General features: G+C 64.7%; 14 protein-coding genes. 2 read left to right on the top strand and 12 right to left on the bottom strand.

From position 1 onward, the window contains the following. Positions 1–8: 8 nt before the first annotated feature. The 4 genes from upp to ACFSX5_RS11450 are packed head-to-tail and all read right to left on the bottom strand — an operon-like array spanning position 9 to position 3,738. Positions 9–650, bottom strand: coding sequence for a uracil phosphoribosyltransferase (gene upp, locus ACFSX5_RS11465; protein WP_386833574.1), 642 nt, complete (start codon positions 648–650; stop codon positions 9–11). Between the two features lie 18 nt (positions 651–668). Continuing rightward, entirely contained in the window at positions 669–1,886 is a 1,218-nt protein-coding gene (locus ACFSX5_RS11460) for a phosphopentomutase (protein ID WP_386833573.1), read from the bottom strand. A 3-nt stretch (positions 1,887–1,889) separates the two neighbouring features. Then, entirely contained in the window at positions 1,890–3,212 is a 1,323-nt protein-coding gene (deoA, locus tag ACFSX5_RS11455; RefSeq protein WP_386833571.1) for a thymidine phosphorylase, read from the bottom strand. Positions 3,213–3,258: 46 nt separating this feature from the next. Next, entirely contained in the window at positions 3,259–3,738 is a 480-nt protein-coding gene (locus tag ACFSX5_RS11450; protein ID WP_386833570.1) for a MarR family winged helix-turn-helix transcriptional regulator, read from the bottom strand. Positions 3,739–3,844: 106 nt separating this feature from the next. On the opposite strand from ACFSX5_RS11450, the gene ACFSX5_RS11445 reads away from it, so the two are divergent. Next, entirely contained in the window at positions 3,845–5,074 is a 1,230-nt protein-coding gene (locus ACFSX5_RS11445; RefSeq protein ID WP_386833569.1) for an HlyD family secretion protein, read from the top strand. Between the two features lie 12 nt (positions 5,075–5,086). Beyond that, positions 5,087–6,127 carry an FUSC family protein gene (locus tag ACFSX5_RS11440; protein WP_386833568.1) on the top strand — a complete coding sequence of 347 codons (1,041 nt, stop codon included), beginning with the start codon at positions 5,087–5,089 and terminating at the stop codon, positions 6,125–6,127. Here ACFSX5_RS11440 and ACFSX5_RS11435 read toward each other — a convergent pair. From ACFSX5_RS11435 to ACFSX5_RS11400, 8 genes are all read right to left on the bottom strand, one after another. Continuing rightward, positions 6,115–8,487, bottom strand: a complete 2,373-nt coding sequence (locus tag ACFSX5_RS11435; protein WP_386833566.1) for an aldehyde dehydrogenase family protein — start codon at positions 8,485–8,487, stop codon at positions 6,115–6,117. The genes ACFSX5_RS11440 and ACFSX5_RS11435 overlap by 13 nt on opposite strands. An 8-nt stretch (positions 8,488–8,495) precedes the next feature. Beyond that, positions 8,496–9,485, bottom strand: coding sequence for a deoxyribose-phosphate aldolase (gene deoC, locus ACFSX5_RS11430; protein WP_386833564.1), 990 nt, complete (start codon positions 9,483–9,485; stop codon positions 8,496–8,498). A gap of 161 nt (positions 9,486–9,646) precedes the next feature. Then, a complete protein-coding gene (locus ACFSX5_RS11425) occupies positions 9,647–10,081 on the bottom strand; it encodes a cytidine deaminase (RefSeq protein ID WP_386833563.1) in 435 nt (144 codons plus the stop codon). A gap of 92 nt (positions 10,082–10,173) precedes the next feature. Beyond that, complete coding sequence (locus ACFSX5_RS11420) at positions 10,174–11,139, bottom strand: ABC transporter permease (RefSeq protein ID WP_386833562.1); 966 nt, start codon at positions 11,137–11,139, stop codon at positions 10,174–10,176. Positions 11,140–11,142: 3 nt separating this feature from the next. Continuing rightward, complete coding sequence (locus ACFSX5_RS11415; RefSeq protein WP_386833560.1) at positions 11,143–12,273, bottom strand: ABC transporter permease; 1,131 nt, start codon at positions 12,271–12,273, stop codon at positions 11,143–11,145. After that, positions 12,270–13,862: an ABC transporter ATP-binding protein gene (locus ACFSX5_RS11410; RefSeq protein ID WP_386833559.1), complete on the bottom strand. Its 1,593-nt coding sequence runs from the start codon at positions 13,860–13,862 to the stop codon at positions 12,270–12,272. Before ACFSX5_RS11410 ends, ACFSX5_RS11415 begins: the two co-directional genes overlap by 4 nt. Positions 13,863–13,871: 9 nt before the next feature. After that, positions 13,872–14,876, bottom strand: coding sequence for a BMP family lipoprotein (locus ACFSX5_RS11405; protein ID WP_386833558.1), 1,005 nt, complete (start codon positions 14,874–14,876; stop codon positions 13,872–13,874). 111 nt (positions 14,877–14,987) lie between these two features. Continuing rightward, a complete protein-coding gene (locus tag ACFSX5_RS11400; protein WP_386833557.1) occupies positions 14,988–15,485 on the bottom strand; it encodes a CoxG family protein in 498 nt (165 codons plus the stop codon). Positions 15,486–15,648 lie beyond the last annotated feature (163 nt).

Below are 15,648 nucleotides of genomic sequence, written 5' to 3'. Positions count from 1 at the left end.
GGCTTCTCCTATTTCGTGCCGTACATGCGGTCGCCGGCGTCGCCGAGACCGGGCACGATGTAGCCCTTCTCGTTCAGGTGGCTGTCGATCGCGGCGGTGTAGACCGGCACATCCGGGTGAGCCGTTGTGAAGCGCTCGATGCCTTCCGGGGCAGCCAACAGGCAGAGGAAGCGGATGTTGTTGGCTCCTCGCTCCTTCAGCTTGTCGATGGCGGCCGTGGCGGAATTGGCGGTCGCCAGCATCGGGTCGACGACGATGATCAGCCGATCTTCCAAGCTCGATGGCGCCTTGAAGTAGTATTCGACCGGCTCCAACGTCTCGTGGTCGCGGTACAGGCCGATATGAGCAACGCGGGCAGCCGGCACCAGGTCCAGCATGCCATCCAGCAAACCGTTGCCTGCCCGCAGGATGGAAGCGAAGACCAGCTTCTTGCCTTTGATGGCGGGCGAGTCCATGGCTGCCATGGGCGTCTCGATCGGGATCATCTCGAGTTCGAGGTCGCGGGTGACCTCGTAGCACATCAGGTGCGCGATCTCGCGCAGGAGCCGCCGGAAGCCGGCGATAGAGGTCTCCTTGTTGCGCATGATCGTCAGTTTGTGCTGGATCAGCGGATGGTCAATAACCGTCACATTGCCCGCGACCTTGCTCATCCGTTCACTCCGCTGAACCTAAAGGAAAGACCTGCCATGTCGGCCCGGCGCGAGGCCCAGCCAGGCGGCAATGCTCTCGCCAATATCGGCGAAGGTGGAGCGAATGCCAATCTCCCCAGGCGGCAGGGCTGGGGAAAAGACCAGGATCGGCACCTGCTCACGAGTGTGATCCGTGCCCGGCCAGGTGGGGTCGTTGCCGTGGTCGGCGGTGAGGATCAGCAGATCGTCATGACGGAGCTTGCTGATCAGTTCCGGTAGCCGCGAGTCGAACAGTTCGAGGGCGGCAGCATAACCGGGCACGTCGCGCCGATGGCCGTACTCGCTGTCGAAATCCACGAAGTTGGTCATGATGAACGCCCGATCCGCTGCCATTTCCATGGCCTCGAGCGTGCGATCGAACAGTTGCAGGATGCCGGTGCCCTTGAGCTTGTGGGTCACGCCGGAGCCGGCATAGATGTCAGAGATCTTGCCGATGGCGAAGACCTGGTTGCCTGCCGCTGCGTTGCGGTCCAGCAGGGTCGGCTCGGGCGGGGCAATGGCGAAGTCGCGCCGATTGCCGGTGCGCTTGAAGGTCTCCGGCATCTCGCCAAGGAAGGGACGGGCGATCACTCGGCCGATGTTCAGCGGTGCTGTGAGTTCGAAGGCGATCTCGCATATCCGGTAGAGCCGCTCGAGACCGAAATGGGTTTCGTGGGCGGCGATCTGGAACACCGAGTCGATCGAGGTGTAGCAGATCGGCCTGCCGGTGCGGATGTGCTCCTCACCAAGTTCGGCAATCACCGCGGTGCCGGAAGCGTGCTTGTCGCCCAGAATGCCGGGCAGTTCGGCTCGTCGGATGAACTCGGCGATGAGTTCGGGCGGGAAGGTCGGTTCCGTCTGCGGGAAGTAGCCCCACTCGAACGGCACCGGCACCCCAGCGATTTCCCAGTGCCCGGAAGGGGTGTCCTTGCCTTTGGAGACCTCGCGCCCGACACCGAAGCGGCCGCCTTTAGGTGAGGCGGTGAGGCCTGGTGGCAGGGCACCGCTCGAGAGCTTGACGGCGGCCCCGAGCCCCATCGCGTCCATGTTGGGCACGCGCAGCGCACCAGAGCGCAGGCCGGCAAGGTCTGCCTTGCCGGCCGCCGCCCATTCGGCGATGTGCCCGACGGTATTCGCCCCTTCGTCGCCGTAGGCGGCAGCATCCGGGGCGCCGCCGATGCCGACGCTGTCGAGGAGGCAAACGATGGCGCGAGGCATAGGCTACTCCGAAGCGGTGATGCGGCCGGCGATCAGCGGATGTGTCGGTGCGGACTCGCCGAGCCGGTAGGCGGTGACAAGCCGGCGCTCCGCATCGGTGGCGCTCTCTTCGTCAGCGGCATGAATGCGGGCGATGGGTGTTGCGGTATCGACGGCGGCGCCGAGCCCCACGAGGCGGTCAAAACCGACCCGATGATCGATTGTGTCCGTGGGCGTGGTACGGCCGCCCCCGAGGGAAACGACGGCCATTCCGACACCGCGTGTGTCGATGGCCGCAACCGTGCCCGCCGCGGTCGCGAAGACATCGCGCACAATGGGCGCGGGGGCGAGGTAGCTGTCCATACGGTCGATGAAGTCCGCAGGGCCACCCAGCGCCGTGACCATGCGCCCGAAGCGCTCGGCGGCGCGGCCGCTGTCGAGCGCCTCCTCGACCAGGCTGCTGGCGGCGGCAATCTCGGATGCAGCTCCGGCCGCCAGGGCGATTTCGGCGCAGAGGGCGAGTGTGACTTCGCGAAGGCGGGTATCCTGATGCCGACCCGTCAGGAAGTCGACGGCGTTGCGCACCTCCAGGCCATTGCCGGCGGCGCTGGCCAGCGGCTCGTTCATGTCGGTGATCAGTGCCGTGGTGCGCAGGCCGGCTCCGTTGGCCACGGCGACAAGACTGCGTGCCAAGCTCTCCGATTGCTCAAGCGTGGACATGAACGCACCTGAACCGTTCTTGACGTCCAGCACGAGGGCGCCCAGTCCCGCAGCGAGCTTTTTGGACAGGATGGAAGCGGTAATCAGCGCGATGGATTCGACGGTGCCGGTGACGTCCCTAATGGCGTAGAGCGTCTTGTCGGCCGGGGCGAGATCGGCGGTCTGGCCGATGATGGCGCAGCCGACCTCCTTCACCACCTGGCGGAAGAGATCGTTGCCGGGCTGCGTCTGGTAACCGGGTATGGAGTCGAACTTGTCGAGCGTGCCGCCGGTATGGCCGAGGCCGCGCCCCGAGATCATCGGCACGTAGATCCCGCAGGCCGCGAGGATCGGTGCCAGCATCAGCGAGACGTTGTCACCGACGCCGCCGGTCGAGTGCTTGTCCGCAACGGGTCCGTCGAGATCGGACCAGTCGAGGACGGTCCCGGAATCGCGCATGGCCAGGGTGAGCGCCACACGCTCGTCCATGCTCATGTCGCGGAAATAGACCGCCATAGCGAAAGCCGCTGCCTGAGCATGAGAGACCGTACCCTCGGCAAAGCCGGCGATGAAACGCGCGATTTCCTCGCCGGCGAGGGGCTCGCCGTTGCGCTTACGGATGATGACTTCTTGCGGAAGAAAGGCCATGCCCGACCCTATGTCAGTTCCACGCGGCAGAAAACAGCCGGTGTGATCAGGGCAGATGATCCGCGCCCTTGGCTTCCTGCGAGCGGATGCGACGCAGGGAATCGCGTGTATTGGCCAACAGACGGTGCATGAATCGCTTTACCACCTCGGCTTCTTCGGCGGTCAATTCGTCGATAACGGAACCATTGAGCCGGCGGACGGTCTCGCGCAGGTCGAGCAACCCCTTCTCACTGGCGCCTGCTCCTAGTGACAGGAGCACGGCCCGCCTATCGGTGGGGTGCGGGGTGCGTTGGATAAGGCCACGGGCTTCCAGCCGGTTCAGCAGGATGGCCGTCGCGCCACTGGTCAAACCCAGATGTTCGGCCAGAGCCTTCGGGGTCGCGGACCCTTCGGAACTGCGGATGAAATAAAGACTCATGAGGTCGGTCTGGTTGACGCCCGCCTGCTCGGCGGCCCAGCGATAGACCTGGCCAAGCTCGGCGGAGAGTTCGCGCAACAAGTCCTCAAGTTCGTCCACCTGATCCATTCACCATTCCTCACATGCAAATTAGCTATGCCCAAAAGTATCTTTATTGCAAAGCTAATCGGCACACCTTACATCCCCAGCTCTGGAGCAGACAGAGGATGACAGGATGGCACAGGTCAAGCTGACGGGGAACGATGACCAGGTGGAAACGCGTGGCGAGTTAACCCGGCTCGATACCAGCGCCCCTGTTGGCACCAACGTCCGGTCCATAGAGGCAGCTTCACCTGGAACGCAATCTGCGGTTTCGGAACCGGAACCCGCAGGCAAGCCGAACCGCAGCCGCAAGAAGGCCGGTCGCATTGCGCTGTTGCTGCTGGTCCTGCTGGTAGCGTGTTTCGCGTGGTACCCGCTGTCGGACCACCACGCGCCCTATGCAGGCGGCGGCTCCATCACTGCCGAAGTGACACAGATCGCCTCGCGGGTAGCGGGACCCGTTAGCCATGTGGCGGTGCGGGACAATGCCGAGGTCAAGGCCGGTCAAATCCTGTTCCAAATCGATCCCACCCCATATGAATTCGATGTCCAGCAGGCACGGGGACAACTGGACCAGGTGTTGAACACCGTTCACTCGAGTCTGGCGGCAATCCCTGCGGCAGAAGCCAAGCTCGAGCAGGCCCAATTGGCACTGTCGATGGCCAACGACGACCTCGATCGGGCTCGCCAGCTCGCAGAGAAAGGTCTCGTGGCCGAGGCCAAGCTGAGCCAGGCCATCAGCAACCAGCAGAACAGCGCACTCAACGTCGCCGCTGCCACCGCAGAGGTGGAGCGCCTGCGCGTCGCCACGGGCACTTCCGTGGAGACCAATCCGAACGTGCTGACGGCCCAGGCCACGCTGGAAAAAGCCGAGTTTGCACTTGCCAGCACGACGGTGACGGCGCCGCATGACGGATACGTCACCAACCTGTCTCTCACCGAAGGCCAGTTCGTTGGCGCTGGAACGCCGGCCCTCACCTTCATCAACCCGGCAACGCAAATGGTGATCGTGGATCTGCGCGAGAACCAGTTGATCAATGTGGAGCCGGGTGACGAGGCGATCGTGACCTTCGAAGCGGCTCCCGGACGTCAATTCTCCGGTACGGTCGAAAGTGTCGCCTGGGGCATCAGCAGCGGCCGCACCAGCGTCAACGGGCTTTCCCAGCCCACCACCGACACCCGCTGGTTCCCGCCCGCGCGCAAGATCCCGGTGCGTATCAAGCTCGACGATTTGTCCGGTCTGCCTGCCAATGTGCGGCTGGGTTCGGAAGCCGGCGTGCTGATCATTCCGGAGGATGGCATCATCCCCATGATTGCTCGCACCTTGATGGGCTTCGGCGGCTTCATGGCCGGCTTCAACTAGGCGGGCTGTTCTATGGAAGAGCTCCCGAAGGTCGACCCCAACGAAGACCCTTATCTGGCGCTGCGCAGCGCCTTGGCAGTCGCGCTTTGTCTGTTGCTGGCCGAGCCGCTCGGGATCACCATGCCAATGCTGCCGGTGGTCATGGCCATGAGCATCATGTCAGTGCAGCGCGGCGCTCTCAGCCCGCGCACCTTCGCCGCGCCCATCATTCTGCCCATCATCTCCATCGTCTTCAGCTGGCTCGCGGCAGTGACGGTGAACGAGCCGTTGGCCTTCGTCTTCATCAACGTGCTGCTGATGATCGCAGGCATGGCCCTGATGCTGTTCCGTGGCTCGCGCGGCGGCATGATGCTGACGGTTTTCCCGATGATGATGGCCATGTCGGCGCTCTACAGCGACTACGCGCTGGCGGTGATCCGCGACAGCATGGTGATGGGCGGGGTGGCGCTGTTTGCCGGCGTTGTCGGACTCAACCTGATGTTCCCACCCCAGACCCGTCGCGTGCATGTGGAGGTCACCACCCCCCTCGAGACCGACAAGCCGGGGACGGCGTTGATGATTCGCCTGGCGGTCTACCTCCCGGTCCTGCTGCTGACCTATGCCAGCGGCGACATGAACCTCATGGTGGTGCCGATCATGCTGCTGTTCGTGTGCGCGGAGCCGGACCACGGCTCGCGCCGCAAGCAGGTCATCGACCGGGGTGGCGGCACGGTTGTCGGGGGGCTGATCGCAGCGGGGGTGATGGCCGTCTACAGCGTGGTTCCTGAGACGCCCATCCTGATCCTGCTGCTGGCGCTGGTCACCTATTGGCTGATCGACAAGATGACGACGGGCAAGCAGCGTCCCCTGCTCTACCAGTATATCTGCTCGACGGCGCTGGTGATGGTGCTGTCAGCCACCTCCGGCGGGCGCGATGCGCTGGAGGTGATCGTGCAGCGCGTTGTGCTCACCTCAGCCATCATGATCGGTGGCATCATGCTCCTGGCGCTGCTGGAGATGATCTTCCTGCCGCACCGGGAAGACGAGGAGCCCCTGCCGGCTCAGGCGCCGTAGGGGATCCAGACATTCTTGACCTGCGTCGCCTTGCCGAGGAGGTAGTCGCCAGCGAAACGCGGATCGGCGAAATCGTAGTCGAGGCCGCGGCTGGTCCAGGTCTGTTTCAGGTTGCCGGTGGAGGCTTTTTCGACCAACGCCGAGGTCTCGACCGAACCCATGAGCCAGAGGCCGTCGACGCCATCGTGCTCGGCCAGGGTCTTGGCCAGTATTGCCGGATCGCCGGTGACGATGTTGACGACGCCGTTCGGCACGTCGGAGGTTTCGAGCACCTGGTAGAAGTCGGTCATCGACAGCGCCGAACGGCTGGACGGGACCAGGACCACGGTGTTGCCCATGGCGATCGCAGGAGCGAGCAGCGCCACAGAGCCGAGCAGCGGCCGGACTTCAGGTGCGACGATGCCGAGCACGCCGAGCGGCTCGACCATAGCCGCGGCGACGGCGCGGGGGGGCGGATTGTGCACGGCGCCGTCGTACTTGTCGGCCCAGCCGGCGAATCCGAACAGGCGCTCGACCGCAAGATCGACCTCTGCCTCGCCGTCCTCGCCAGTCTGCGCCTTGATGCGCGCAGCGAACTCTGCGCGGCGGTAGTCGAGGTTCTCGGCGAGGAAGTAGAGGATCTGGGCGCGCGAATGCGCCGCGGTGTTCGCCCAGCCGGAGGCAGAGCGAGCCGCTTCCACGGCGTTGCGGATATCCTTGCGGTTACCCTCGCCGACTTCACCGACGAGCGTGCCGTCAGAGCCGAGCACCGGACGGCTATAACCGCTGTCGGGGCGGGCCTGCTTGCCGCCGATGTACATCTTGGCGGTCTGGTCGAGGTGGTCGCTGTCGAGCGGGTTCGCAGATCTGACGGCGGCCGTTACCGGCGAGGGTGCGGCAGCGGGCTTCAACGCCTTCTCCCACTTCGGCTTGAGGTAGGCGCCCATGCCCTCGCGGCCACCTTCGCGACCGAAGCCGGACTCCTTGTAGCCACCGAAGCCGACGGCGGCGTCGAAATTGTTGGTGCCGTTGATCCACACCACGCCCGCCTTGAGCTTGGGGGCAATGTCGAGGGCGAGGTTGATGTTCTCGCTCCACACGGTGGCGGCAAGACCGTAGCGGGTGTTGTTGGCGAGTTGCACCGCTTCTTCAGGCGTGCGGAAGCTCATGGCGACCAGCACCGGTCCGAAGATTTCCTCGGCCACCAAGGTGCTGGCGGGCGAGACATTGGTGACGAGGGCGGGCTTGAGGAAACAGCCATTGCTCGGCACATCGCCATCGGGCTCATAGACATGGGCACCCTCGGCGACCCCGCGCTTCATCAGATCGCGGATGCGTTCCACCTGAACCGGCGCGACCAGCGCGCCGATATCCACTGACTTATCAAGAGGATCCCCCACGCGGAGCGTTGCCATGCGCCGCTTTAGGCGGGTGAGGAACTGTTCTTCGATCGACTCCTGCACCAGAAGCCGCGAACCGGCACAGCAGACCTGGCCCTGGTTGAACCAGATGGCATCGACCAGACCCTCGATGGCGCTGTCGATGTCGGCGTCTTCGAAGACGAGGTAGGGGGATTTGCCGCCGAGTTCGAGGCTGAGGCCCTTGCCGGTGCCGGCGCTGGCAGCGCGGATGATCTTGCCGACTTCGGTGGAGCCGGTGAAGGCGATTTTGTCGACGCCGGAATGGTTTACGATGGCGGCGCCGGTGTCGCCCTGGCCGGTGACGATGTTGACGACGCCCTTGGGCAGCCCGATCCGGTCGCAGATTTCGGCAAACAACAGCGCCGTCAGTGAGGTGAATTCGGCAGGTTTCAGCAGCACAACGTTACCCGCAGCGAGCGCAGGTGCGATTTTCCAGGCCAACATCAACAGCGGGAAGTTCCACGGGATGATCTGGCCGCAGACGCCGTAGGGGACGTGGTCGGGGAAGGCGCGCTCGAGGTGAGTGGCCCAGCCGGCGTGATGGTAGAAGTGGCGGGCGACGAGCGGGATGTCGATGTCGCGCGACTCGCGGATCGGCTTGCCGTTGTCGAGCGACTCCAGAACCGAGAACAGCCGCGCGTGCTTCTGCACCGCGCGGGCGATGGCATAGAGGTACTTGCCGCGCTGGTAGCCCGAAAGCGCGCTCCACCCGGGCAAGGCGGCACGAGCGGCCGCCACGGCACGATCAACGTCTTCCGCGCTGCCGTCGGTGATCTGGGCGAGGCTCTCGCCGGTCGCCGGGTTGTCGGAGGAGAAGGTGGTGCCGGGCTCGGTCCAGGCGCCGTCGATATAGTGGCCGAAGCGGCGGTCGTGGGAGTCGAGCCAGGCATAAGCCTGATCCGGGGCTTCCGGGGCAGGACCGTATTCGAGGGTTTCGAAAATCTGGGCGATCTTGTTCATGGCGGTCCTCACACCATCGGCTGGCGGTAGTCGGCGGCGTAATGGCCGGTCAGGCCATGTTCGAGCTGGCGTTCGATGTCGGTGAGCAACGAAGAGGCGCCGAAGCGGAACAGGTGCGGCTGCAACCAGTGCGTGCCGAGTTCCTCCTTCATCAGCGCCATGTATTTGAGCGCGTCCCCGGCGGTGGCGATGCCGCCGGCCGGCTTGTAGCCGATCTCGATGCCGGTTTCCTCGGCGAACCAGCGGATCATGCGGATCATGGTCAGCGAGGTCACGAGATTGGCGTTGACCTTTTCCTTGCCCGTCGAGGTCTTGATGAAGTCGGCGCCGGCCATCATGCAGACCAGCGAGGCCTTGGCGATGTTGGTCTGGGTGGCCAGTTCCCCGGTGCCGAGAATGGTCTTGATATGGGCGTCGCCACAGGCCTTGCGGAAGGCGCGGACCTGATCGTAGAGCGCCTGCCAGTCGCCGCGCAGAACCATGCCGCGCTCGATGACGATGTCGATTTCCTCGGCGCCGTCGCGTACCGAGGCCTCGATTTCGGCGATCTTGGTCTCGACTGGAGCGAGGCCGTGGGGGAAGGCGGTGGAGACTGCGGCGACGGGAATGCCTGTGCCTTCAAGGGCTTGCACTGCGGTGCGGACGAAGGTGTGGTAGACGCAGACGGCGCCGGGGAGGATCCGGAGGGTCTCGACCCCGAGTTTCTGAACAATGTCGTGGCGGAGCGGGTGGCGGGCCTTGGCACAGAGGCGCTCGACGCGGCCGGGGGTGTCGTCGGCGTTGAGCGTGGTCAGGTCGATCAGCGTTATGGCCTTGAGGAGCCAGGCTAATTGGTAGTCCTTCTTCACCGTGCGGCGGGCACCGATGGTGGAGGCACGACGCTCCAGCGCCGAACGATTCATGCGCACACGGCCGACCCAGTCGAGGTCGAGCGGGAAGCCCGGATTGCGTTTATGAACGCTTTCTGAACGATTGCTGTCGACGACCTTGAGACTCATGAATTCCTCCAACAGGTCGGATGCGCTGATGCTGCAGCAAGTCTAGGGCTAGCTGAACGGCGTGTCGAGAAAGGGGCGACATCGAGCGGGTGGAGATGCCCCTCACCCTGGCCCTCTCCCCGGAGGGGCAGGGGACGATGAATAGGCGATCCGGTCCGGAACTAGCGGCCGAGAAACTCCGGGCCGAAGCTGTGGGGCAGCAACTGGCCGAGGGTCTGAACCAGCGGTTCGCCGTCGACGCCATGGGAGATCACTTCCACGTCGAGATCGGCGAACTCGCGGATGCGCTGGCGACAGCCGCCGCAGGGGGTGACCGGCACGGTGCCGGGGCCGGTGACGTAGATGCGGCGGATGCGCTTGCCGCCGCCGGCCAGCATGGCGGCGATGGCACTCGGCTCAGCGCAGTTGCCGACGGGATAGGCGGCGTTCTCGACATTGCAGCCGGCATAGATGTTGCCGTCGTCGGCGAGGATGGCAGCGCCCACCTGGAACTTGGAATAGGGCGCATAGGCGCGGGCGCGGACTGCCTCGGCGGCAGTGAAGAGGGCTTGGTCGTTTTCGTTGAGCAGCATTGCTGAACCTTCAGTAGACCTCATCCTGAGCCTGTCGAAGGACGAGGTCGTAAGCGCGGTGGCCGCGACCTCGTGGTTCGACAAGCTCACCATGAGGTCTATGGGGGTTCACGGGTCTACCGCTCCTTGGTGTAGGGCACGCCGCCGGCCTTGGGGCCGACGGCCTTGCCGATGAAGCCGGCGAGCAGGACGACGGTGAGGACATAGGGCAGCGCCTGGATGGCCTGGATCGGGACTTCGATACCGCCGAACTCGGCGCCCTGGAAGCGGATCTGCAGCGCTTCGAGGAAGCCGAAGAGCAGGCAGGTGAACATGGCCGGGACCGGCTTCCACTTGGCAAAGATCAGCGCCGCAAGGGCGATGAAGCCGCGGCCGGCGGTCATGTTGTTGCCGAAGCCGGAGCCTTGCGCAATCGAGAAGTAGGCGCCGGCAAAGCCGCAGAGAAGGCCGGTGATCAGCACCGCCTGGTAGCGGAGGCGGTTGACCGGAATGCCGGCCGTATCGACCGCCTTGGGGTTCTCGCCCACGGCGCGCAGGCGCAGGCCGAAGCGGGTGCGGTAAAGCACATAGGCGGTGATCGGCACCGCGAGGAAGGCGATGTAGACCAGGATGTAGTGGCCCGAGATCAGGTCGGCATAGATCGGACCGATGATCGGGATGCCCGAAAGCTCCTGGGCGAAGGGGAGCTGGATGGCCCCAAACCGACCCTCCCCCGAAAGCTGCGGGGTGCGGCCGCCCTGGCGGAACCATTGCTGGCCGAGGAAAGTGGTGAGGCCCGCCGCGAGCATGTTGATGGCAACGCCGGCGATGAGCTGGTTGCCCCGCAGGGTGATGGCGGCTGCCCCCTGCAGTGTTGCGGTCATGATGGAAATGACCAGGGCGGCACCGAGCCCGGCCCAGGCGGAGCCGGTGACGGCAGCCATGGCACCGGCGGCGAAGGCCGCCATCAGCATCTTGCCTTCAAGACCGATGTCGAAGACGCCGGCGCGTTCGGAATAGAGGCCCGCAAGGCAGGCGAGCAGCAGCGGCGTCGAGAGGCGCAGGGTAGCGTCGAGCAGGGAGAGAATGAACGCGATATCCATGGCTCAGCTCTCCGACTTGACGGTTTCGCGCTCGAGCGCTTCCGCCTTCTGCTCGGGCGAGAACAGCATCAGCGTCCGCTGCAGGCCGGGGCGGAACAGCCCTTCCATGGCGCCGGTGAACAGGATCACCAAGGCCTGAATGATGACGACCACGGTACGGTCGAGCCCCGAGATGACGTATTGCAGTTCGTTGCCGCCCTGATAGAGGGCGCCGAAGAGCAGCGCTGCCAAGGCAATGCCGATGGGATGGTTGCGGCCCATCAGCGCCACGGCGATGCCGACGAAGCCGGCATCGGCGACAAAGTCGAGCACCAGCCGGTTCTGTACGCCCAGCACTTCGTTGAACGCCACCATGCCGGCTAGAGCCCCAGACAGGGTCATCGTGATGATGATCATCCTGGAGTTGGAAATGCCGGCATAGCGCGAGGCGGTGGGGTTCTGCCCCATGACGCGCAGGGCATAGCCAAAGCGGGTGTGCCAGATGAGAACGTAGACGCCGATCAGTGCCAGGATGGCGACCACGATCGAGAGGTTCACGGGGGTGTAGTTGAAGGGCGGGAAGAACTGCCCGAGCTTGGGCATGCGCCCGCCTTCGGCGATCATCGCCGATTCCGGCCCCGACACGCCGGCCGGCTTCAGCACCCGGTTCAGCATGTAAATCATCAGCGCCGAGGCGATGAAGTTGAACATTATGGTGGTGATGACGACGTGGCTGCCGCGCTTGGCCTGGAGGTAACCGGGGATGAAGGCCCAGGCGCCGCCGAACAGGGCGGCCGCCAGGAGCGCCACCGGAGCGACCACCAGCCAGTGGGTGTCCTGTAGCGCCAGGGCGACGATGATCACCCCGAGGCCGGCAACATAGGCCTGCCCGTTGCCGCCGATGTTGAACAGCCCGCCATGAGCGGCGAGCGCCACGGCGAGGCCGGTGAAGACGAAGTTGGTGGCGTAGTAAAGCGTGTAGCCGATATTGTAGCCGTTGCCGAAGGCACCGGTGACGATGGCCCAGATCGCGGTGAACGGATTGTGGCCGATGGCGAGAACCACCAGACCGGAGACAAGCATTGCCAGAAGCAGATTAAGCACCGGCAGAAGGGCCACGTCGGCCCAGCGAGGAAGCGGCCGAAGCGCACTCATTCAGCGGCTACCTTGTTGTTGATGCCGGCCATCATCAAACCGAGTTCACCTTCGGTGGCGGTGGCGGGGTCGGCTTCGCCGACGATGACGCCGTCGAACATGACGAGGATGCGGTCGGCCAGCGAACGGATCTCGTCGAGTTCGACCGAGACCAGGAGGATGGCCTTGCCGGCGTCGCGCATCTTGATGATCTGATTGTGGATGAATTCGATGGCGCCGATGTCGACGCCGCGGGTGGGCTGACCCACGACCAGCACATCGGGATCGCGGTCCATCTCGCGCGCCAGCACGATCTTCTGCTGATTGCCGCCGGAGAACAGCGAAGTCTTGAGATTGATGTCGGCGGGGCGCACGTCGAAGGTCCTGATGTGCTCCTCGGCCTTGCGCTTGGCGGCGGCGATGTCGAGCATGGCGCCGTTGCCGTATTCGGGGCTGCCGGAATAGCCGAGGATGGCGTTTTCCCACTCGGAAAAGCTCGTCACCAGGCCCATGCGCTGGCGGTCTTCGGGCACATGGGCAATGCCGGCGGCCCGGGCGCGGGCAGCGCCGTCGTCGCCCCTGAGGTGCATCTCGTTGCCGTTGACCAGGACCTTGCCCGATTTCTGATCGCGCATGCCGGTGACGGCTTCGAGCAGTTCGGACTGGCCGTTGCCGGAGACGCCGGCAATGCCGACGATCTCCCCGGCGCGGACGGAGAAGCTCACGTCCTTGACGCGGACATGGCCCATGTCGTCGGCGACGACGAGGTTCTGGACCTCGAGCAGGGTCTGGCCGGGATTGGCGGCGTCCTTTTCGACGCGCAGCAGCACGCGGCGGCCGACCATGAGTTCGGCGAGGTGTTCCGGCGAGGTTTCGCTGGTCTTGACGGTGGCGACCATCTCGCCCTGACGCATGACCGAGACATTGTCGGTGATGGCCATGATCTCGCGCAGCTTGTGGGTGATCAGGATCACCGTCTTGCCCTGCTCGCGCAGGGTGCGAAGCACGCGGAACAGGTCGTCGGCCTCCTTGGGCGTCAGCACGCCGGTCGGCTCGTCAAGGATCAGCGTTTCGGCGCCGCGATAGAGGGCCTTCAGAATCTCGACGCGCTGCTGCTGGCCGACCGAGATGTCCTCGATAATGGCGTCGGGATCGACCTCGAGATTGTATTCGTGCTCGAGCCGGTCGAGTTCGCGGCGGGCGCGGTCGAGGCTGGGCTTGAGGAGCCCCGAATCCTCGGCGCCGAGCACGACGTTCTCGAGGACGGAGAAATTGTCGACCAGCATGAAGTGCTGGTGCACCATGCCGATGCCCAAAGCGAGGGCCTGGCTGCTGTCGGTGATGTCGGCGACCGCGCCATTGACACGAATGGTGCCGCTGTCGGCGGTGTAGAAGCCGTAGAGAATGGACATGAGGGTGGACTTGCCGGCACCGTTCTCACCCACGATGCCGTGGATGGTGCCGCGTTCGACCTTGAGGTCGATGTCCTTGTTGGCGTGGACCGGCCCGAAGCGCTTGTTGATCTTCTCAAGCTCGATGGCCCAGCCGTTGGCCGGTACGGTTGCAGCGGCCGTTTCCGGCCGCTGCGAAGTTTTGTTCAGATCGCTCATCCGCTGGGCTTAGGCCGGGCAGCTCGAATCGGTGGTGTAGTCGTGGACTTCGATTTCACCCGAAACGATCTGCGCCTTGAGGGCTTCGACCTGGCTGATCATGTCCTCGGTGATCAGGTCCTGATTGTGCTCGTCGACGGCGTAGCCGACGAAGTCGCCATCGAGACCGAGGGTGGTGAGGCCGGGGGTGAAGGTGGCGTCGTCGCCGGCTTCGTTGAAGGCCTTGATCACGGCGTTGTCGACGCGCTTCAGCATCGAGGTCAGCACCGAACCGGGGTGCAGGTAGTTCTGGTTGCTGTCGACGCCGATCGAGTACTTGCCGGCATCGGCCATGGTCTGCAGCACGCCGAGGCCGGAACCGCCGGCAGCGGCGAAGACGACGTCAGCGCCCTGGTCGACGGCAGCGCGGGCGAGTTCGCCGGCGGTGACCGGATCGTTCCAGGCAGCCGGGGTGGTGCCGGTGTAGTTCTCGATGACGGTGGCGTCAGCGTTGACGGCCTTCACGCCCTGGGCGTAGCCGCAGTAGAACTTGTGGATCAGCGGAACGTCCATGCCGCCGATAAATCCGACAGTGCCGGTTTCGGACTGCATGGCGGCAAGGGCGCCGACCAGGAACGAGCCAGTGTGCTCGTCGAACAGGATCGACTGCACGTTCGGTGCATCCACCACGGCGTCGATCACGACGAAGTTGGTGTCCGGGAACTCGGCAGCCAGCGGGCCAAGCACCGACTCCCACATGAAGCTCATCACCACGATCGGGTTGGCACCCTGCGAGGCGAAGCGGCGCAGGGCCTGCTCGCGCTGGGCGTCGTTCTGCAGCTCGAGATCGAGATAATTGCCGCCGGTCTCGGCCTTCCAGGCCTCGGCGCCGTTGTAAGCCGCTTCGTTGAAGGACTTGTCGAACTTGCCGCCCAGATCGTAGATCAGCGCCGGGTCGGCGAGGGCTGCGCCGGTGAGGACCGCGCTGAGCGCCACGCCGCCGGCGATGGCCTTGGTGAGAGTTGCGAATTTCATTGATTGGTCTCCCTGTCTCGCACTCGGCAGGAGCCGCCTTGCGCTAGACCGGGATAGAAGACTCGAAACGGGCGGGCTGCAAGAGGGCAGTGTGCAAATTTTTCCGACTGGTCAAATTTCCGGCACATTGCCGTCCGCGGCAGAATCGGGGGCGGGGAGCGGGACCACTCCGGCTCCCATAGCGGTTCCGAAGCGCTCGAAAAAGCCGTCGATCACCCGCTGGGCGGAATTGCCGATCAGGCCCTTGCCGAGTTTCATGATCTGGCCGGAGGCGCCACCATGGGCGAGGAAGACCAGAAGCGTGTCGTTCCCGAGGTCGGAGAGCGCAATGTCGGCGGCCGCCTCGGCCTTGCCGAGCAGCCCGCCGCGGCCGCGACCGGTAAGCGTATAGCGTTCCGCCGGGGTGACATCGGACAGCACGAGCTCACCAGTGAAGGTGGGGTGCACCACGCCGAGATTGACCTTGATCCTGAGTTCGAGCGTGTCCTCGCTGACCCAGTTGATGCTGTCGCAGCCGGGAATGGCCTCTTTCAGCACGGCGGCATCGTTGAGGGCCGACCACACAAGCTGGCGCGGTGCGACGATGCGATAGCGGCCGCCAAATTCCATGAACCTCTCCCGGGGCGTGCCCCTACACCTGCGGCTTTTTCGCACCAATATCGGCTAAATAGTCGGGGGGCGGCGGCGTTGCAATTGTCACGCGGGGGACCAGACGCAATCTATAGCGCAACCGCGCCAGCCCGGCGGCGGAGCAGCAACAAGACGGGAGCAC

The sequence above is a fragment of the Devosia albogilva genome, from assembly GCF_042685625.1.
In the GTDB taxonomy this organism is placed as follows: domain Bacteria; phylum Pseudomonadota; class Alphaproteobacteria; order Rhizobiales; family Devosiaceae; genus Devosia; species Devosia albogilva.
This window is presented reverse-complemented; position numbering and strand designations above follow the sequence as displayed.